17 protein-coding genes are annotated in these 19124 nt (G+C 44.7%); all 17 read right to left on the bottom strand.

What is annotated here, in order from left to right:
• Positions 1 to 83: 83 nt before the first annotated feature.
• The 17 genes from HMPREF9960_RS07410 to HMPREF9960_RS07335 all read right to left on the bottom strand — a co-directional run bounded on the left by HMPREF9960_RS07410 (position 84) and on the right by HMPREF9960_RS07335 (position 19094).
• Positions 84 to 782 carry a 3-oxoacyl-ACP reductase gene (locus tag HMPREF9960_RS07410; protein ID WP_005590941.1) on the bottom strand — a complete coding sequence of 233 codons (699 nt, stop codon included), beginning with the start codon at positions 780 to 782 and terminating at the stop codon, positions 84 to 86.
• Entirely contained in the window at positions 775 to 1011 is a 237-nt protein-coding gene (locus tag HMPREF9960_RS07405; RefSeq protein WP_002899859.1) for a DUF2829 domain-containing protein, read from the bottom strand. The genes HMPREF9960_RS07410 and HMPREF9960_RS07405 overlap by 8 nt, the downstream gene beginning before the upstream one ends.
• Positions 1012 to 1073: 62 nt before the next feature.
• Positions 1074 to 1532, bottom strand: a complete 459-nt coding sequence (locus tag HMPREF9960_RS07400; protein WP_005590944.1) for a GNAT family N-acetyltransferase — start codon at positions 1530 to 1532, stop codon at positions 1074 to 1076.
• A 15-nt stretch (positions 1533 to 1547) separates the two neighbouring features.
• Positions 1548 to 1973 (bottom strand): GNAT family N-acetyltransferase, encoded by a 426-nt coding sequence (locus HMPREF9960_RS07395; protein ID WP_005590945.1) that lies wholly within the window; start codon positions 1971 to 1973, stop codon positions 1548 to 1550.
• Between the two features lie 155 nt (positions 1974 to 2128).
• Positions 2129 to 2398 carry a hypothetical protein gene (locus tag HMPREF9960_RS07390; protein WP_005590946.1) on the bottom strand — a complete coding sequence of 90 codons (270 nt, stop codon included), beginning with the start codon at positions 2396 to 2398 and terminating at the stop codon, positions 2129 to 2131.
• A gap of 42 nt (positions 2399 to 2440) precedes the next feature.
• On the bottom strand, positions 2441 to 3841 hold the full coding sequence (locus tag HMPREF9960_RS07385; protein ID WP_005590948.1) for an amino acid permease: 1401 nt from the start codon (positions 3839 to 3841) through the stop codon (positions 2441 to 2443).
• Between the two features lie 130 nt (positions 3842 to 3971).
• Complete coding sequence (locus HMPREF9960_RS07380; protein WP_005590950.1) at positions 3972 to 5960, bottom strand: ABC transporter permease; 1989 nt, start codon at positions 5958 to 5960, stop codon at positions 3972 to 3974.
• Positions 5953 to 6720, bottom strand: a complete 768-nt coding sequence (locus HMPREF9960_RS07375; RefSeq protein ID WP_005590953.1) for an ABC transporter ATP-binding protein — start codon at positions 6718 to 6720, stop codon at positions 5953 to 5955. Before HMPREF9960_RS07375 ends, HMPREF9960_RS07380 begins: the two co-directional genes overlap by 8 nt.
• A 523-nt stretch (positions 6721 to 7243) precedes the next feature.
• Positions 7244 to 7375, bottom strand: a complete 132-nt coding sequence (locus tag HMPREF9960_RS10835) for a hypothetical protein (RefSeq protein WP_005590956.1) — start codon at positions 7373 to 7375, stop codon at positions 7244 to 7246.
• Between the two features lie 421 nt (positions 7376 to 7796).
• The gene (gene bgaA, locus HMPREF9960_RS07370; protein ID WP_005590957.1) at positions 7797 to 14597 is read right to left on the bottom strand and encodes an LPXTG-anchored adhesin/beta-galactosidase BgaA; all 6801 of its coding nucleotides are present in this window, start codon (positions 14595 to 14597) and stop codon (positions 7797 to 7799) included.
• Between the two features lie 245 nt (positions 14598 to 14842).
• Positions 14843 to 15190, bottom strand: coding sequence for a class Ib ribonucleoside-diphosphate reductase assembly flavoprotein NrdI (locus tag HMPREF9960_RS07365; RefSeq protein ID WP_005590959.1), 348 nt, complete (start codon positions 15188 to 15190; stop codon positions 14843 to 14845).
• A 9-nt stretch (positions 15191 to 15199) separates the two neighbouring features.
• Entirely contained in the window at positions 15200 to 15544 is a 345-nt protein-coding gene (locus tag HMPREF9960_RS07360; RefSeq protein WP_005590960.1) for a hypothetical protein, read from the bottom strand.
• 180 nt (positions 15545 to 15724) lie between these two features.
• Positions 15725 to 16291: a TetR/AcrR family transcriptional regulator gene (locus HMPREF9960_RS07355; protein WP_005590962.1), complete on the bottom strand. Its 567-nt coding sequence runs from the start codon at positions 16289 to 16291 to the stop codon at positions 15725 to 15727.
• A gap of 184 nt (positions 16292 to 16475) precedes the next feature.
• On the bottom strand, positions 16476 to 16877 hold the full coding sequence (locus tag HMPREF9960_RS07350; protein WP_005590963.1) for a DUF3021 domain-containing protein: 402 nt from the start codon (positions 16875 to 16877) through the stop codon (positions 16476 to 16478).
• A 10-nt stretch (positions 16878 to 16887) separates the two neighbouring features.
• Complete coding sequence (locus HMPREF9960_RS07345; RefSeq protein WP_005592352.1) at positions 16888 to 17343, bottom strand: LytTR family DNA-binding domain-containing protein; 456 nt, start codon at positions 17341 to 17343, stop codon at positions 16888 to 16890.
• Positions 17344 to 17363: 20 nt separating this feature from the next.
• Positions 17364 to 18227, bottom strand: coding sequence for an ABC transporter permease (locus tag HMPREF9960_RS07340; RefSeq protein WP_005590966.1), 864 nt, complete (start codon positions 18225 to 18227; stop codon positions 17364 to 17366).
• On the bottom strand, positions 18228 to 19094 hold the full coding sequence (locus HMPREF9960_RS07335) for an ABC transporter ATP-binding protein (protein WP_037586309.1): 867 nt from the start codon (positions 19092 to 19094) through the stop codon (positions 18228 to 18230).
• Between the last annotated feature and the right edge of the window lie 30 nt (positions 19095 to 19124).

The raw sequence follows: 19124 nt of genomic DNA, 5'->3' as shown, positions 1-19124 counted from the left end.
ATCTTCATCCTATGCTCTTAAAATCGTCTTCTCTCTTGTAGTAGATTTGGCCATGGATGATGTCCCTAAACTCAGTAAATCCCCTACTTCAAACTCCAGCCGCCGTCGATTTTGATAATCTCGCCCTGCATAGCAGCTGCCTTACCGCTTGCCAGAAAGAGGCTGACATCAGCTACTTCTTGAGGAGCCAGCCAGCGCTTGATCGGCGTTTCCTCAGCAACCCAGTCTGCCACTCCGCCTGGCTCAAAATCTGCGGCAGTCATTGCTGTCTTGACAGCGCCTGGCGCTAGGCCAAAGACTTGGATATTTTGATCCGCATAGTCCAGGGCTATCTGCTTGGTCAAGCCAGCTAGAGCATGCTTAGAGGCTGTATAGGCAGCACCGCCGCCACCAGCCAGAAAACTGGCAATCGAGCACATATTAATGATGATACCAGACTTTTTCTCCAGCATTTTCTGAAGGTAAAAACGAGTGATTTTCATGGTTGCGGTCAGATTCAGCGCAAAAATCCGCTCCCAATCCTCGTCACTTGTCTCGTGCAAGGGACGATAATCGTCCAAAATACCGGCCGTATTACAGAGAATGTCCACTTCAGGCAAGCTAGTGAAGAGCGGTGTCAAATCCTCTGTCAAATCCATTTTAAAAAAACGTAGTTCATTTAGAAACCCCGGATTTTCACCCTTATCTACCCCATAAACGCGGTAGCCATTTTCCAAAAAGGTCAGAGCCTGAGCTCGGCCGATGCCCGAGCTGGCTCCCGTCACCAATACTGTCTTAGTCATCTACTTCTACCCAATCTGTCGCGAGCACATCACAAGGAGTCGGACTCCACATAGAGAAGCCCTCCCCTTCGCCTGAAACATTGATGAGGAAATACGGTGTCACTTCGAGGGCCACCCCATTCTGCTCAATCGTGTCAAAGAGCTGGACGTAGTTTTCCGCCCCGCCCCAGCCTGTACGAACATATTTTTTCTTGGCCTTAAGGCCAGGTAAAATTTCTTCAAATGTCATAGTTTTCTCCTTTTGTTTATTAATACTCTTATCAAAATATGCTACTAGCAGTCATAGGTAAGTTAAAGCTCCTTCTCCATCTCCACAAATAGATGAATATCGCCATTGCTTTCCTGCGGAATGCGCCTCACCACTTCAAAGCCCATGTTGAGATAAAGCTGCTGGGCTCGGTGATTGAAGTCAGCCACGGATAGACTTAGGACTTGGGGCGCAAAATTTGCTATGATAAAGTCCAGAATTTCCTGCAAAAATACAGCGCCCTGACCTTTTCCGCAGTGCTCCGGCTTCATCCCCAAACCAAGCTCCAAAGTTCGCTCTCCTTTCTGCTCTAAGCAGAAAAATCCATAGAGTTTCCCTTCTCTCAGGACTTGATAATAACGGTCCCCACGCGCTTCAGGGGAGACTATTTCTTCATAATCCTCCAGATCATTTTCCATATCATAAAAGTCATAAGGCGTCTCGTAATGCCAGTCGTTAGCAATTTCTAAAGCATGCTGCTGGCTTAGTGGTTCAATCATCATCTACTCCTCTTTTCTCTAAAATCCCCAATAAAATCGTTTCTGGTCTGCTTTTTCGCTGCAGCCGAGGCTGCGGTAAAATTCATGGGCTGCGGAGCGGGAAATGCCTGAATTAATGCGAATCCCTGTGTAGCCTGCCGCTTTTGCCTCTTCACGCAAAGCTTGCATCATCGCTCTGCCGTGTCCCCGCCCTTGAAAATCCTGAGCGACGGCCAAAGCCAAGAGATTGAGCAAGGACGGGAAATAGAGACAGTCGTAGCTAGCCGCATGGGCGTAGCCTATGACCTGTCCGTCTTCTTCAGCAACCAAAATCAAATGCTGGTCATTCTCTAGCAGCCTCTTCAGTTGAGCCTCCGTAGCGTCCCTATCGAAATCATAACCCAAGCACTCAGCATTGAGCCGCTGAATGGCTGCGGCGTCTCTTAGTTTTACTTTACGAATCATCTGTCACCTCATTCTTCTCTTTATTATAGCAGAAAAGCAGTCTCTTTGACTGCTTTCAATAAACTATTCTCCTATCTATCCCTTCAACCAAGACTCCGCCTCTTCTAAAGGCTGGTCTGTTAGGACATCGGGCTGGATGCCATATTTTCAAAAGCTTATTTCCATCTTTCACTCTTGGAAAATGCAATCATGAGACCAGAACCAGCTAGAACTGCCAGAATAAGAAGACAAATATTTTTCAGAGGATAGAGCCAGTCTTTATTTTCCTCATGCCATCTTGACTTCCAAAGACCAACATAGTCAGCGCTCATATGTTCAGGTTGATTCAGCTGGATATTGATTACAATCGCTAGTAAGATAAGAGCAAGCAAAGCAAGCGTAAACAGCCAAACTTTCTTCTTTTTCGTTAGGTTAAAACTCTTCATTCTTTTCTCCCTCTACGTTCTGTTCAGAACAACTTTTTTACACTATCTTTCTTTCACTTCTATTTCTGAATGGCGGTAACCATAACCAAAGTAAATCAAAATTCCCAAAAGAAGAGCGATTCCAAAGGCCAACCAAGTATCCCACGTGTACTGAGTCATAAAGGAAAGGCAGATGATAATAGATAAAATCGGAGTTAGAGGCACCAGCGGAGTTTTAAACTCTCCTGCCTTGGGCTGTCCCTTTTCCTTCCGCAACTTCAAAATGGCAAAGGCCAGCATAATCAGATAAGTCAAGGTACAGATATTGAGGAAAGAGGCGATGCTAGCAAGAGGAAAGATACCCGCACAAATAGCTGAGGCAATCCCCACTAAGATGGTAGCATTTTGAGGCACACGGCTAGTAGCAGTTAATTCCTTGAAAGATCGCGGTAAAAGTCCGTCGCGCGCTATACTGTAAATCATCCGAGACAAGGCATAGGTCATGGAGATGCAGACGGTAATCAAGGTTAAAATCGCTACGATAGAAACATAATTGGCCGCCCAATCCAACCCAATACTGCGAAGTGAGAAAGCTACTGCATCTGGAACATTTAGCTTGGTATAGTGGACCAAGCCTGTCAAGACCAAGGTTACTAAGATATAGAGTATGGTCACAATCCCAAGGGAAAGAACAATGCCGCGCGGCACATTTTTTTGAGGCTCTTTGATCTCATCCACAGACATAGAAATCGACTCAAAGCCCAGAAAAGCAAAGAACATCAGAGAAGCTCCAGCCATAATCCCCGTCTGTCCGCCATAGATCTGGCCAAAACCGAAAGGCGCAAAATTAGACCAATTCTCAGGTCGAAGATGGAAAAGCCCAACGAGAATAAAGAGAGCCAAAGCTGAGAATTTTAGGACGACCAAGGCTGAGTTAAAGCGCAGGGCTGCTTTTGAGTTTAGAAGTACTACGCCTGTCACAAAGACCAAAACCAGAATAGGCAACAGATCCACATAAGTACCTGCTTTTGGATTGAATGTGCCATTCAAGGCTGTCGGTAGCTGGATATGAAAGCCGCTCAAAAGCCCTTTCAAGTAAGAACCCCAGCCAGAAGCCACACCTGATATAGCTGTCATAAATTCCATGATGGTCAGCCAACCAGCCAGCCAAGCCGGAAATTCCCCTAAAACAGCGTAAATATAGCTGTAAGCTCCGCCATTAGCTGGAACTCGAGAGGCAAATTCCGCATAAAATAGGGCAGAGATGCTGACACATAGGGCAGAAATCACGATCGACACAATCAGAGCTGGACCAGCATAAGTCGCCGCTCCAATTCCTGTAACCGTGAAAATCCCTGTACCAACCATGGCACCGATCCCTAAAAGAATCAAATCCATCAGTTTCAGGTGCCGCCGCATTCCCGTCCTGTTTTTACTGGCATCTTTTTTTCGAAAAATATTCATAAAATCTCCCTCCAAAGCATAGATGGTTTATTATATCATAGATTATTGGATTTACCAAAGTCTCTTTTAAAATGCCACTTTATCGTTTGGCAAAGAAATGCAAAATAAGAAGCTGGGAAATCCCAACTTCTTACATAGAGACAATTTTACGATAACTGCGAGAAGTAATCATGAAGACAATCACATAGCTGATAAAGAAGATTGCACAGACACCCAGTGTCACAGCCAGCATGAGAGCTGAGTTAAGAACACCAAGAGCAGACAAGATCAAGCTCAGCATATGATAGGCAAAGGTCAGATGGATAAAGGCAAAGGCCAGCGGCAGGAAGAAAACAATCAAGATCTGTTTCCGAATGGTTTGTCTGATTTGCTTCTCATCCAGACCAACCTTTTGTAGAATCACAAAGCGATCCCGATCCTCGTACCCTTCTGAAATCTGCTTGTAGTAGATGATGAGGATGGTTCCCAGCATAAAGACGATTGATAGGAAGATGCCAATGAAGAACATGCCACCCAGCATGCCTTTGATTTCTTGCTTATCAAAAGCTGTTACCGAACCATAGACCGCTTGATTTTCAGGCAAGGTCTGATTAAACTGCTGCAATTTTTCTTGGTAAGCATCCCTCAGATTACGCTGTTCTTCCGTTGACAGCTTTGTATCAAGCCAGCCATAATAATTAAGGTTTACAGCATATTTATCCGTCATTGCAGAGAAGATTTGGTCAGGATTTTTAAGCACCATGTAGATTTTCTCTGGGACGATCATGTTCATCTGATCGGGTAAATGACCAAAGATAAAGTCTTCTTTGAGTTCTTCTTTTATTTTAAAGGTTTGACCAGCCAGCTGCAAGTCTTGCTTGGAATCTAACTTCACACCTTGCTGATAAAGTGCCACTTCATCATCCCCAAGATCAAGACTTTTCCCCGTCATATTCTGATAATCCGCTTCTGAAATAGCCAAAATATACGTTTTCGGTGTGACAAATTTTTGAGCGGCAGCATTGATATCAAGCTGGTTGCCAGCACGACTTGTCACTCCCATCGTATAGTATGGATAGACACCTTTCTTTGTGACTGGTAACTGCTGTTCATTCACAAACTCTGTCAGCACTTGGTCCATCTGCTCACCTGTGGTTCCTTTTCCTTGAATGCTAAAGTCATGAGGAAACATAGCCTTTTGCATGTAGTCACCGCCAGCATAGATATTAGCTCCGCCAGATAAGGTTACCAAAACCATGGTTGATAGGATAGCAATTGTTGCCAGACCCACCGCGTTTTTCTTCATGCGGAAAATCAGGTTGGAAACGGAAATCATATTATTAGGTTGGTAATAATAGGACTTCCTCTTTTTCAAAAATTGTAGAAAGACTGTAATTCCAGCATTAAAGAGCAGATAGGTGCCTAAAATCACAAAGAGCACCGCGACAAAGAATGTAAAGACTGCTGATAAAGGATTGGTCACTCCTAATGCAAGGAAGTAACCGTATGCCAAGGCTGCCAGTCCAAGTAGCGTTTGTAGGAATAAAAAGCGACTTTTCTTTTCTCCGCTATTCTTTTCTTTGACTAATTGCAGCGCATCAAGCTTTCTCAGGCGCAGACCATTGCTAATCATCAAGCAGAAAAAGACAAAGGCGTAGAAAACAGCAACCGCGATAACGACAGCAGGCTGAAAAGTTGACACCAAGACGACCTTTATCGCCATGATTTTCAGCAAGAGAGCATAGATCAACTGGTCAAATAAGAGCCCAATCCCTAGTCCAAGGATAAGAGTGACCAGACCAAATACCAGTAATTCGATTACCACCATGACAAAGAGGTGGAATTTATTGAGCCCTAGCACACTGTAGAGACCCAGCTCTTTGGAGCGATTCTTGAAAACAAAGCTATTAGCATAAAAGACGATAATGCTGGTCGTGATGCTGACAATCACCATTCCAAAAGATAGCACCATAGAAACGGCGCTTGCCCCCGTCATTTTTACTAAATTAGGATTAAAGGTCAGAGAGAAAAAGATGTAGGAGATGGCGATAGCCAGACAGGTCGCCAGAGCGAAAGGATAATAAAGCTTACGATTTTTGATTAAGTTAGAAAGCGCAAGCTTACTAGTTAATCTAAGCATGAGCTTCCACCTCACTTGCCATAACTGTCAGCGTATCGGAAATCTCTTGGAACATCTGCCGCTCGGTCTTGTTGCCACGGAAGATTTGATTGTAGAGAATCCCATCCTTGATAAAGAGCACCCGCTTGGCCCGACTGGCTGCCGAAGTCGAGTGGGTTACCATGAGAATAGTCTGGCCGCGGTCGTTGATGTCATCAAAGACATCCAAAAGAGCTGCCGAAGACTTAGAATCCAAGGCTCCTGTCGGCTCATCCGCCAACAAAATCTCAGGCTCAGTGATAATAGCGCGGGCTACTGCCACCCGCTGCTTCTGACCACCAGAAATTTCATATGGAAACTTCTCTTGGAGTTTGTTAATCCCCAGCTCGTTGCAGGTGGTGACCAGCTTTTGCATCATCTCGGTAATAGGACGACGAGAGAGCACCAAAGGCAGCAGGATATTATCCTTGACCGACAGAGTATCCAGCAAGTTGAAATCTTGAAAGACAAAGCCTAATTTCTCCCGGCGGAAGCTGGAAGCCTGGCTGTTCTTGATGGTTGCCGTGTCAGTTCCATTGAGAAAGACGCGACCCTCAGTCGGCTTGTCCAGCATAGCTAGGATGTTGAGCAGGGTGGATTTCCCAGAGCCCGACTCACCCATGATGGCGACATACTCGCCTTTCTCCACTGTAAAGTGAATGTCCTTTAGCGCCTCTACTTGGCTGCCCTGAAAGCGGGTTTTATAAATCTTTTTCACGTGTTGTACATCTAATAATGTCATACTTAAACCTCTTTTTATTTATGTGTAAAATGGTTATTTAGCTTATCTTTCAATGCTTTATTAGCTAGCTCTGCTCTACTATTGCCTGAGCTACTGCCTCCTACTGAAAGCGAACTAAAAACGATACTATTATCATACCGAAAAGCCCGATAAGTTTCCATAAGCTAATCTTTCATTTTGGACTCTAATCTTACATTTTTGTCACTTAGCGATCTTCCAGTGCTGGAAAAACTGATGTTCATTAGATAGAGCAGGCTGTATGATTTAGGCTGCTTCCCAGTTTGCCTCTCTGAACTTTCAGTTCTATTTGATCAAAAAGGCGGTAGGACTGGGACAAAAGTCCAAGCCTCTCAATTGTCTTTGGATTGTCGAGCAAGACGCAGTGGTTGAGTGGGCTCTACTACGCTGATTTCATCAGCTTTTACAGCCCTACTCAACTGTGCGGAGGTGGGACGACGAAATCGAATTCTAACGAATTACCGATTTCTGTCCCACTCTCCAACCCCTTCACTACATCTGCTTCTTAATGACTATATTGTAACCAGAAGTAATACTGGCTTGATGCACAGCCCAGTCTAGTTTTTTCGATTTCTTCCTTAGAAATTTTTTGCGCCATTTGTGTTTTTTGTTTATGGTTGAAGAGATTTGTTTTCATAGTGGGCCTCCTTTTATTTGGATATTATTTTTGATTTGTTTTTCCTTACACCTATATGATATAAAATTCCCCGTCCCGCTACCATCGAATAACCTTTCATTTTAAACTTTAAACTTACATTTTTGTCATCTTAAATAGAAAATTTGACGATTGATAGTTCAGTTGCTCTATTTTCTACAATTTCCTAGGAAAAACAGCAAAAGAGGCTGGGACAAAAGTCCTAGCCTCTCAATTGTCTTTGGATTGTCGAGCAAGACGCAGTGGTTGAGTGGGCTCTACTACGCTGATTTCATCAGCTTTTACAGCCCTACTCAACTGTGCGGAGGTGGGACGACGAAATCGAATTTTAACGAATTACCGATTTCTGTCCCACTCCCTTCATTCGACAGCTTTAGTTGCCAAGATTAATCCTCTACGAGACTTAATCTTCTTTTTTCTTTAGTTTTGCTACAAGACTAGCTACTAAGCCTAACAATCCCATTCCTGCCAGTACTGCTAGCTGTGCAGAACGGTTTCCTGTGTTTGGCAAACGACCACTGTCTATTTGACTTGCTTTTCTAGCTTCCGATTTTGCTTCTTTAGCCTTTGGCTCTTCTTCAGCTTTTACTGGTGCTTGAGCAGGTCTTTCTGCTGCTGGCTGAGTCGGGCTTTGACCTTTCTCAACTTCTACAATCCGAGTTTCGCCCTTACCAGTCTCTTCTGGTTTTTGAGGAGTCACATGGTGAGTTTCAGGTGATGGCTGAGGCGTCTCTTTCTTCGTTCCGATGAGTATGATTCGATCTGTCGGAGCTTGGAGAACTTCTCGTAGCTTTTCTGCTCGCTTGCCATCTGGGTAAACTTCTGTGAGAACTCGTTCCTGACCATTTTGGCCTTCTTGAGCCACACGCTTTTCTCCTAGTTTGAGCGTCGGATCCTCTTTTTCAACTGTTTGGAAGTTGAGCTCTTGTTCGAGGACTTCTAGACTTGGAAGTTCCTCTTGGACAGCGGCTGCAGTTTTCCCAGTCACTGGTTTTTCCTTGGTCAATTGGATGCGGTATTCCTTGAACTGCTTACCATTTTCTGAAACAAGGCGCACCAAGACTGGCAAATGATCATCTCCACTATCCACAACCGTTGAAGCTACTTGGTCGCTCTCTGCTACTGTAATCTTCGGACGTTGACCAGTATAAGTCACTTGGTAATTCTGACGCTCTTGAGAGAAGTCTGGTAGTTCTTTTCCATCTACCAAAATCTTAGAATTTGTACTTTCCTTAGCCAATTCGCTTGGTGCCAAGAAAGTCATCTCCGTCAGAGCAACCCCGTTCTTGTCATCTTTTCTTTCCATCCGCCATCTCATCGCTTTCGACTTGACAGCGTTAAAGCTTGCTGTAAGTTCCGTACCTGCCTGGATTTCTTGGTTGATGTTATATGGAACAGCTTCCCAGTTGTCAGGGTTGTTAAACGGATGATTCGGCTCGTAGGCTTGATAGTTTGAGTAATAGACAGGAGCATCAAAATCTGGTCCAACATAGCGCTCTAAAACAAGCTTAGATGGTGCATCTGTTCCGCTATCGGCAAAGAAGCGCAGTTTGGCTTGAACGACCGTCCGCTTGACAATCTTGCCTTGGTTCTTGAAGATGACACCTACTGAGACTTCTGGATTCGCTGACGGAGTGGCAGACCAATTGGTCCAACGACGACTATCATCATGATCCCCATCATTGATATAGTCCACACGGTCATGAGAACCTGGGTCAATATCATTGGTCGCTGAAGCAAAGGCTTGATTACCATTTTCATCATAATATGGATTGTCTGACACAGACGCGCCCTGCTTGTCGGTCACTCGGACAGAGAGCTCGACAGGTAGTCCACTACCTAGCAGGCGACCTCGAACAGTAAATTCGCCAGCTTTTGCCAGATTTTCAGCTGGAACTGGCTCCCATTCAACAGTCAGGTCTTTGACTTCATAGTCTGATTTACCAGTGAAGTAAACAGGAACTTTATTTGGCAAGTCTAGGCTTTGACCTAGGTGAAGCAAGCGAGACTGTTTCACCGTTGCTACTGGTTTGCGAGCCAGCAAGTCTTTATCATTTGTAAAGTGGAGACGGTATTCCCCGAGGATATCCCCATTTTCTGCTTTCACGACAACACGAACAGGATCTCCCTCATGGACACTTGGCACGACTGTTGCCAGACCATTATTGCTGACACTAGCAGTTACTGCTGGTACTCTTCCGTCATTAGCTGGGAGATAATAGTCAGTCAAGCTTGGGTTAAAGTTTGGCAAGTCTTGACCAGCCACTTGGATACGAGTTTCTGCCTCTTTCGCTGCAACCACTTGTTTCGAGAAGATTTGGACTTCTGTGATCGAGGTTCCCCACTTGTCATCCGCTCTTACCATACGAATCCGAAGGGCATAAGTATCGACTTTATCAAAGTTAAAGTGATTCATTTCCCCAGCTTTGAGTTGATCTGGTGCTTTGAGGTTGGTCACTGGTTTCCAGTTGGCAGCATCGTTGAAGACATGCTCCTCGCTTTCGACAAAGCTAGGATTTTTAGGCGCGGTCGGCACGGCCTTGCCAGCATAATACTCGATCACGTAGGATTTCGGAGCCCCAACGCCGTGATCTTCGTGGAAGGCTACGTTCAGATTGTCTACTGCCCGCTTAGTCATAATACCAGAATCTCCAAAGAGAACGCCCACTGAAGCCTCATCTTGACGGTTCCAGTTTGTCCAACGATTGGCTGGTTGGTCATTGTAAGAAATCACCTTATCATTGACATAAGATACTGGGTCACTTGGATTGGAGTCCGAAGCAAAGGCCAGTGGCAATTCTGAACCTGTCCATTGGTCAGAAATATTGGCTCCATTTTCGGTCTTAGCAGATACACGGACATGGAGTTTGGTTGGCAACTGACTGCCTTCTACCTGACCAGTGACCGTGAAGACACCTTCTTTTTGATATTGACTTGGCGAAATAGCATCCCAAGTGACTTTTGCTGAGGAAACTTGCCCATTTGAATGGTAAGTCCGGACACTCTCTGGCAGGTGTGGTGCTTCCGCAAGTGGGGTTGTCACGCTGACTTCCTCTACTGCGACAATGCCTTCCACAGACACCTTAGCACGCGCTTCCTGCTCAATACCTTCAACTTTTCCGACTACTTCAAAAGTATGGTAGCGTTCAAGTTTTTCTTTTTCTACAGCCTGCCAAGTAACCTTATGAACTTTAGGGAAGCCTTTGTCGTACTCAACCGTCACGGTTGTTGGCAGTTTTGGTTCTTGATGCAAGTCTGTTACCACATGGACTGGGCGGACTGCTTGAACCACTTTCTTCTCCGTATTGGCTTGAATCGCTAGTTCCACTTGCCCTTCAGCACCGTCATACTCTGCTTTCAGAGTCACATTTCCTGGTTTGTGCAGTTCTAAGCTTCCTTTACGAACGGCAACTTCTCCTTCACCTTTCGTAGAGAAGGCCACCTTATCAGCCTGTAAAACTGCCTGAGTGCCATCTTGATAGTGCGCCAAAACAGTTAATTGGACAGTCTGGTCTTCTTTGAGACCGTCTGCTTGCTCAACTTGGAGACTCAAATGGTCAATTTTAGGAGCTTCTTCTAAGAATTGCACTGCATAAGTTTGCAGGGCTCCGCCATCTTTGGGCTGAACATAAATATTTGCTCGCATACCGTTTGAAGCACTGGCTTGAACCACTGTCACATCCGCATTTTCAGCTGTAGCTGCCACTGAAGGGAGCTGCGCTCCATAGGAAAGGCTCTGATAATGGACTGGTTTTTGACTAGTCAAGTCCGATAATGCCTCACCATCCACAGTCACTAGTGGCGTCACAGGCCCAGCTGCTTCCCCTTCTTCCACGAGCAAGGTCGCAGAAATGGTATCGCCTGCTAGATGGCCGGTCATTGGAATACGAGAGCCTGCCACAGACAGTTTAGCTTGATCTTCTGGCGCGATTTCCCATTCATCTACATCATAATGTTCGACACTGCCGTCTGTTAGAGCTAGTGGGATCGACTTGTCTACACCGCTCAAGTCCGTTCCAGGAGCTACTCGTTTGATAACTGGCAATTCTCTGTCAACGGCTAAAACTTCCACACGTGCTTCTACTTGGCGACCGTCTGCCTCCCCTTTAACGGTTACAATACCTGAGTGGCTAACGTCTGCTTGTGACCAAGTTACAGGGCGTCCCGCACGACTACCGTCACTGTAAACAAAAGGAACTGTCGCTGGCAAGCTTGGAGCTTGTCCCAAAACTGTACGAACTTTTGGCACTTCTGTACCCAAAACAGTCTTTTCTTTCTGCTCGTCCTTGCCGGTAAAGACTGTCACATGGTCTGATTTTAATAAGCCAGAATGAGCCGTTAAGGTGAATTTCCCTGCCTGGTCTGTTGATTTAACAATGGCAACCCCTTTACCGTTAAAGGCTTTGCGGATCCAAGAACCGTCTGCTTGTTCCTTGTAACGTTCACGACTGGCTTGCTCACCATTGTCTACACCGACAAGCTGGCCTTGTCCATGCAACTGGAAGCGAACAAGGTTATTAGCAGTTGGCACGACATTGCCGTCACGATCGACGATTTCATAGTAGATATAGGTCAAGTCTTTTCCATCTGCTGCGATAGCATGTTCTTCCTTGACCAAGCGTACACCTGCTGGCTGACCTGCTGTGACAATCTTGTCGCGGGCAATTTCTTTACCTTGCTCGTCACGAGCTACAGCTTCCAAAGTTCCCGGCTGATAAGCCACTTTCCACTCAAGGTAGAGTTCTTGAGGATTAGCTCCCTCTTGATAGCTACGACCATCGCTGGTTTCTTTTTTATTAAATTTCTTAACTCCCAAAGATTGGTTGTTCAAGTACAATTCGACACTGGCAGCGTTGGAGTATGCACGGACTGGTATTTTATTTTCAGCATCTGCAACATTGTCTGCCAAGTCTTGATCTTCCCAGTTCCAGTGAGGAAGCAGGTGAACCATCGGTTTCTTCTTAGCTGAAACCCACTGACTTTGGTAAAGGTAGTAATCATTTTTCGGAATACCCGCCGTGTCCACTATTCCAAAGTAAGAACTTTTCACAGGTGTGTTGTTTTGGTTGTGCCAAGGAGTTGGCTCACCGATATAGTCTGTACCTGTCCAAATAAATTGTCCTGCGTAGCCCGCATTATCTCGGTCAAAGGTCCAAGAAGCGGTTGCCGTTTTACCCCAGCCAACACGGTCATTTCCATAGTCAGACTGCTCATAGTTGCGCCAAGATTGATTGCTTCCAACCCATTCTTGCTCTGGATGGAAATAGCTGCCACGCGTACGAGTAGCTGAAGATGTTTCAGAACCATAAATCAACCAATTTGGATGTTTAGCACGTAAGGCTTTGTAATTATCTTCTGAGTAGTTAAAGCCAACTGCATCCAATTCATCTGCGATCTTTTCATGACCACCGCTACCATCACCAAAGCGGAATTTGTCAGCTCCCATCGTGACATAGCGGGTCTTATCAACTGACTTGATGACCTTGACTAAGCGTTTAACAGTCGCTAACGAATGAGCATCGCCATTAGCCTCACCGATTTCATTTCCGATTGACCACATAACGATAGCAGGATTATTTTTGCCTCTTTCAACCATGGTCCGCAAGTCATAATCAGACCATTTTTCACCCTTTTTAGCTTCTGGGTGAGTCGCATCTTTTTCAAAGAAACGACCGTAATCATAAGGCTTCTTGCCTCCATACCAAGTGTCAAAAGCCTCTTCTTGGACCATCAGACCAAGCTCCGCCGCAATCTGCAAAGTCTGCTCACTAGCAGGATTGTGGGTCGTACGAATGGAGTTGACCCCCATCTCCTTCATTTGCTTGAGGCGACGATACTCAGCCTTATAGTTTTCCTCTGCTCCTAGAGCCCCGTGGTCATGGTGCAAGGATACTCCGTGGAACTTGACCTTCTGGCCATTGAGGGAGAAACCTTCGTTTGGAGTCCAGTTGTAATAACGATAGCCAAACAAGTCTTTCTTCGCATCGACGAGCTGACCATCACGATAGACCCGTGTTACCAGCTCATACAAGGCAGGCTTATCATTAAATACAGTCCATAATTCCGGTTTTTCTACTTCTAAGCTTGCCTGAATGGCACGGCTTTCGTGGGCTTTTATCTTTTGGCTAGTAGTACGGATGAGGTCTGTGACTGCCTCACCACCACGTCTGACAATCTGATATTCTGCTGTGATTTCATGGTCTTTATCGTCTGTATTGACAATCTTACTCGTCACATGAGTAGCAACCTTACCGTCTTGTTGTTTCTCAAGTTCTGGCGTTAAGATAGTTGTACCATTTTTCTCAACATGAACCTTATCTGTTACTTGCAAACTCACATCACGGTAGATCCCGCTTCCTGAATACCAACGGCTACTTGGTTGCTTGTTGATAACGTGCACAGCGATGACATTTTCCCGACCATCTTTGTGGAGGTATTTAGTGATATCGTATGAAAATTGGTTGTAGCCATTAGGATAATGCCCAACCAGCTGGCCATTGACAAAGACCTGCGAATCCATGTAGACACCATCAAATGTGAGGCGAACATTTTTATCAAGGTCTTTTTCGTCTAATTTCAGAGGCTTACGATACCAAGCATCTCCACCATTGAGCTGGCCACCTTCATTCTGTGCAGGCGACTCATGGTCAAAATCAAAGTGGATACTCCAGTCATGGGGCAGGTCTAACTTTTTCCACGATGTGATATCCGTCTCAGCTTGGACAGCTTCCTTAGCATTAGCATTTAATTTAAAGTGCCAATTCTGATTAAAATTCACTTTTCTGTCTTCGATCATTTGGCTCACTTCTTCCTTGGTCGCAGATTTTATCTCAGGCTGCGCAGCTTTTTCTTGAGTAGCTTCTTGGCTATTCTCTTTTTCTCCATTTTGAGATGCTGCTGAAATGTCCTCCGCTGCTTTAGCAAGCTGAGGGCTTTCTTCTTTTTTCTCCTCCTGAGAATGCACAACAGACTCCGCTGCCTGACTTGTCACTGCTTCAGCAGTCACTTCTTCCTCAACGGGCTTTTCCTCCGTGGGCTTTTCTGCAGCAACCAACGCAGTTGTCTCCTCTGCATAAACTGGAGTTGCTCCCGCCACACTCACTCCAAATAAGAGGAAGCAAGTTCCAATCACTATCGAGCAAACGCCAATAGAAAACTTCCTTATGCTATAAACTCTCTTTCGATTCCAATGATCCTTTCCCATAGGATCCTCCTTCTTTTAGTAACCGCTTCCATTTTTAGGAAAACGCTTTACTTTTTTATAATCGTTTCCCTCCTATTTTATAAAACAAGCTAGCTTATCTCAATAAGCCAAGAAGCATTTTTATATTTTTGAGCGTTTTTCCTTAAATTAGGAGAAAAACAAACTTTATCGAACATTCCTACAAAAAAGATGAGTGATTATCACCCATCCTTTCCTTATAGATTTATCATATAAATAATCTGTTCTTAGAGTTCAGCTATGTATTCTTGCACAAGTTTGATGTCCTCTTCCTTGCCACCTCGGTCAATATCACAGATATGCGCCAGCCCATATTTTTCGATAATCAAAGCTGTCGCCCCGCAGAAGGTCCGTCCATGCTTCACCGAATCTCCATTATTGACAAAACCCTTAATCAAGCTTGAATGTTTCTTAATAAAGCGCTTAGTGGACCAGGGAATTTTCCCAGCCCCAGCATTTCGCGTAATGAGAATGCAGGGTTCCTCCAACTTTTCCTTGATGCTTTGTGTCGGATAACCCAGCGATTCTGCAAATTGCTTCCCAACACCCGTTACCGAATCATAAACTATAATCATTTCCTCTCCCTACTTTCTCAAAAGAAGCACTGCTAGAAAAGCAGCAAAGCCTATAACCGCCACATCCGATATTAGTTGTAAGAGAAATGCTAAATCAGGCATACTGTGAATATAGAGCAAGATACTGATCGTCGTCAAGGCCAAGACCACCAGCTTGACAGCTACCGCCACGCTCGGCATTACAAGCAATCCAACCAAGATACAAAGGAGACCACCAATCAGAAATGACTGAAAGCCTAAACTTAGGCCAAAGCCAAATTCCACCCCACCATAACCAAGGGTCAAAAGACCTATCACAACTAGACAAACCCCAAAAATAGTCCTTCCACTCAACATATTTCCACCTTGTTTCATTATTATTTCCTCACTTTCTTATTTGAATGAATATTTCTAAAAGTTCATTCACATCTTCTCAAAAAAATATTTTCCTCTAATTTGCTTTCTCCATCGATCTATATCATACAAATCCACCTCCTTATCTGAATGAATATTCTAATAAATTCATTCACCTCATCTTCCAAGAAAAGGAAATTCTTATTTAGCAAAAATTCCCTTTAAAAAATATTTCACCAAGGTCTCGATACTCTCAAAATAGCCGGGAAAATCCTGCTCTGTCACATGCATGTCGATGTAGTAGATCAAATCATAAGCCTTCATGATTTGGGCGACTTCCTCTTGCGAAAAGCCCTTCTCCTGCAAACGCTGGCTGAAAGTCTGAATCAGAAACTGGTGAAAGGCATTGGCCGCTCGGCCAGCATCCTGATTATAGTAGTCGTGCAAGATCTGAGAAATGCCCGGCTTGGTCCACTCCGCTAAAATTTTATTAGGCGAAATCAACTCAAAAGTGACTGCAAAAAGCTGTTCAACGACTGCCTCTGGCTCACCCTGCCAATCCACGCGCTGCATGGTTTCCTCACGTATGCGGTTATTCTCCGCTACATAGACCTCTAAAAAAATAGCTTCCTTGGACTCATAATACTTATAAAAGGAGCCAACAGCCATGCCAGCACGCTTGGTAATATCTGAAATATTCGTCTTTTTATAGCCCTTCTCAGCAAAGACCTGCCTAGCCTCAGCCAATAATTCAGCTTTTTTGTCCATGACCTTCTCCCTTTGTGAATGAATTAAATTTTCTATTCATTCAAATTATAGCACTTTAAAAATCTTTGTCAAGAAAAGCGGAAATCGTACTTTGAAAGGAAGACGGCAGTTTGAGATAAAAGCTCCTTTGTTAAACAAAAAAACAAACAAGTTCTCGATAAAACTTGCTTGCGTCTTGGATACATTAGTTTTTTCTACGATTTTTCAAGGCCTCGTTGATTTTCTTGGTTTTGATCATCGAATCGACGGAGACAAGAAACCAAACCAAGAGGTAAATCAAAACAAAACTTAGCCAGAAGGGCCAACCAAAGAGCATGGTCCCCCAGCCATTGCAGATCATAGCTAGACTAACGATGGTTGCTGTCACTACAAAGTGGCAGAAGAGTAGGAAAGGAAATGGAAAGCGATCTGTCGCATCAAAGATATAGCTTGCTACTCCAATCAAGGCGCTGACAAGGAGGACACTGAGAATAGAGCTAGGAGTCAACAAAAATGTTTTTCCTGAGAACAGGCCTACCAGCAGAAAGACCAAGCTACCTGTTCTCAGACCATCCTGCATGCCGATCAGAATTTTTTTAAAGGTCATTATTTTCCTCCTAAATTCCCAAATAGTCCATAAGCAGCTTGACATAACGGCGGCTGACATCGGTTTTGAGCTGATTGCTCAGCTTAGCAGTCATGTTGCCCGAAAAGCCATCCGACAAGGATTCCAGATGATCGATGTTAATGACTGCGTGGCGAGATACCTGGATAAAATTGCGACTATTGAGACGATTTTGAAAGCGAGTCAGCGTTTCTGTCGTTGTATAAACGCCCTCGGTGCTGTAAATCATCAGGGTTGTCTGGTTGATATCGGCCAAGATAATGTCTTCCGTCTTGAGCATGACCAGCTTATCATCCGACTTAATAGGCAGGACACCACTTGGTCCAGCCTTGAAGTTTTCCAAATAATCTAGGACAGCCTTGGCCTCACCAACCAGCTGATCCGCTTTCACGACGACCAGCGGGTCTTGGGAAGAAATCTGAGCATCTTCTTCAAATCTTGTCTGCAAACCTAGGCCTCCTACTTTCTTTACTTGAAGCTCATCCGTCGATTCAGCAGCCAATTTTGACCTAGCCAGAACAGGGCCGCTACCGTGAGCACTACTCCAACTATATAGTATGTTTCTTGGCTTGTCAAGAGCTGTTGCCATTCGATACGGATACCTAGGAGCTTCTCAAATTCTTGCTGGAGCTGACTCTGGTCCGCAAAAACTTTAGTCAGAGACTCCTTCATCAGGACTTGTCTGAAGAGGGAAGCCATGTAGGTTGAGGGAGTCAGTTTCATGAGATTTTGGGCAAGGCTGGGCAGAGTCCCAATCGGAATATAGGTTCCCACTAGAAAACCAGAGGCTGCACCGATGACCGTTGCGTATTGCCCCAAGGAATTCACCGATTTGAAACAAGGAACAACTAGCGCATTTAGGAGACTTGCCAGCAAGCTATTGAGCAGCATGAGTCCGACCAGCTGGGGAAGAAGCCCCCAGTCAAAGGCAATCTTGTCCGCTAGAATAAAGTAGGTCAGCATGACAGCAAACATGAAGACTTGCATGACAAAGCCAATCACAAAGGCACTGATTAAGTAACTAAACCGCAAGCCCCATTGCCCCAAATCTGTGATAAAGAGGTCAGCGGTCACCTTTCTTTCTCGATCTTCAGTTTGTTGTGAAAAAGCTGATAGGGTGGTTGTCAAGGCAGTAACAGCCAGCGTTCCACTAATCAGCCAAAAGTCGAGCAGTTCCGTCGCATGGCTACTGTCTGACCAAGAGCCTTTCATGTTGTTCTTTAGAAAAACCAGATATAAAACAAAGGGAATAATGGCTCCAAAGAGAGATAGGATCACCCCACTATGATTGCGAAAATAAAGTAAAAAGTTTCGTTTGATCAGCATTAACATTTAACGTACCTCTCTTCCTGTCAGAGCCATAAAGGCATCATCCATCGTTCCTGGTTGAAATTCAAATTGTTCAATATAGGAGCCAAGCTGGCTCAGCAACATCAGCGCTTCTTGGGTCGTCTCTGGATAAAAGAAAAACTCATTCTCCTTGCCTTGCTCCCATTCGCAACTAGTCGGTAAAGCGGCCTTCAAGCCCTCTGAATCTGAGGTCAGAATCCGCAAAACATTGCGGGCATAGCGCTCCTTGATCTGGTCAGCAGAACCTTGCGCAATGACTTGACCATGGTCTACGATATAGATCTTATCCGCATCATCGGCTTCATTTAGATAGTGGGTGGTCAGGACTACGGTCATCTTTTCCTTCTGCTGCAGGTCTTTGAGTAGCTTCCAGATGCTTTCTCTAGTCTGGATATCCAAGCCTGTCGTCGGCTCATCCAGAAAAAGTAGGTCAGGGCTATTGAGCAGCGCACGGGCAATGTCCACCCGTCGCTTTTGTCCACCAGAAAGGGTCCCGTAGCGTTGTTTGGCAAAGCTAGCCAGTCCTAGTTGCTCGATCAATTGCTCAATCTTACCAGTTTCCACCTGCTTGTACTGCTTGGCACGGATTCGCAGATTTTCAATTACTGTCAAATTGGCATCCAGCACACTATTTTGAAAGACCACACCCAGCTTGGTTTGTTCTGCATAAATGATTTGCCCTGATGTTGACTGTAAAAGTCCAATCAACATCTGAATCGTTGTCGACTTTCCTGCTCCATTAGGGCCCAAAATTACTGTGAAACTGCCTGATTTAATTTCTAAATTCAGGCCATTTACTGCTACCTTATCTCCATAAACTTTGGTCAGATTTTTTACTTGGACTAACATGTTCTTTTCTCCTGTCTTAACTTCTGATAC

Origin of the sequence: Streptococcus cristatus ATCC 51100 (genome assembly GCF_000222765.1) — a bacterium.
GTDB classification, from domain to species: Bacteria; Bacillota; Bacilli; order Lactobacillales; family Streptococcaceae; genus Streptococcus; species Streptococcus cristatus.
Note: the sequence above shows the minus strand (reverse complement) of the source record. Positions and strands in the feature narration are given on the sequence as shown.

Coding starts and splice junctions, on each gene's coding strand:
- HMPREF9960_RS07350 (WP_005590963.1), bottom strand. CDS start 16,877: ATGACCTTTAAAAAAATTCTGATCGGCATGCAGGATGGTCTGAGAACA.
- HMPREF9960_RS07335 (WP_037586309.1), bottom strand. CDS start 19,094: ATGTTAGTCCAAGTAAAAAATCTGACCAAAGTTTATGGAGATAAGGTA.
- HMPREF9960_RS07395 (WP_005590945.1), bottom strand. CDS start 1,973: ATGATTCGTAAAGTAAAACTAAGAGACGCCGCAGCCATTCAGCGGCTC.
- HMPREF9960_RS07375 (WP_005590953.1), bottom strand. CDS start 6,720: ATGACATTATTAGATGTACAACACGTGAAAAAGATTTATAAAACCCGC.
- HMPREF9960_RS07410 (WP_005590941.1), bottom strand. CDS start 782: ATGACTAAGACAGTATTGGTGACGGGAGCCAGCTCGGGCATCGGCCGA.
- HMPREF9960_RS10835 (WP_005590956.1), bottom strand. CDS start 7,375: ATGAAAACAAATCTCTTCAACCATAAACAAAAAACACAAATGGCGCAA.
- HMPREF9960_RS07390 (WP_005590946.1), bottom strand. CDS start 2,398: ATGAAGAGTTTTAACCTAACGAAAAAGAAGAAAGTTTGGCTGTTTACG.
- HMPREF9960_RS07360 (WP_005590960.1), bottom strand. CDS start 15,544: ATGAAACAAGGTGGAAATATGTTGAGTGGAAGGACTATTTTTGGGGTT.
- HMPREF9960_RS07380 (WP_005590950.1), bottom strand. CDS start 5,960: ATGCTTAGATTAACTAGTAAGCTTGCGCTTTCTAACTTAATCAAAAAT.
- HMPREF9960_RS07355 (WP_005590962.1), bottom strand. CDS start 16,291: ATGGACAAAAAAGCTGAATTATTGGCTGAGGCTAGGCAGGTCTTTGCT.
- bgaA (WP_005590957.1), bottom strand. CDS start 14,597: ATGGGAAAGGATCATTGGAATCGAAAGAGAGTTTATAGCATAAGGAAG.
- HMPREF9960_RS07365 (WP_005590959.1), bottom strand. CDS start 15,190: ATGATTATAGTTTATGATTCGGTAACGGGTGTTGGGAAGCAATTTGCA.
- HMPREF9960_RS07400 (WP_005590944.1), bottom strand. CDS start 1,532: ATGATGATTGAACCACTAAGCCAGCAGCATGCTTTAGAAATTGCTAAC.
- HMPREF9960_RS07405 (WP_002899859.1), bottom strand. CDS start 1,011: ATGACATTTGAAGAAATTTTACCTGGCCTTAAGGCCAAGAAAAAATAT.
- HMPREF9960_RS07340 (WP_005590966.1), bottom strand. CDS start 18,227: ATGTTAATGCTGATCAAACGAAACTTTTTACTTTATTTTCGCAATCAT.
- HMPREF9960_RS07385 (WP_005590948.1), bottom strand. CDS start 3,841: ATGAATATTTTTCGAAAAAAAGATGCCAGTAAAAACAGGACGGGAATG.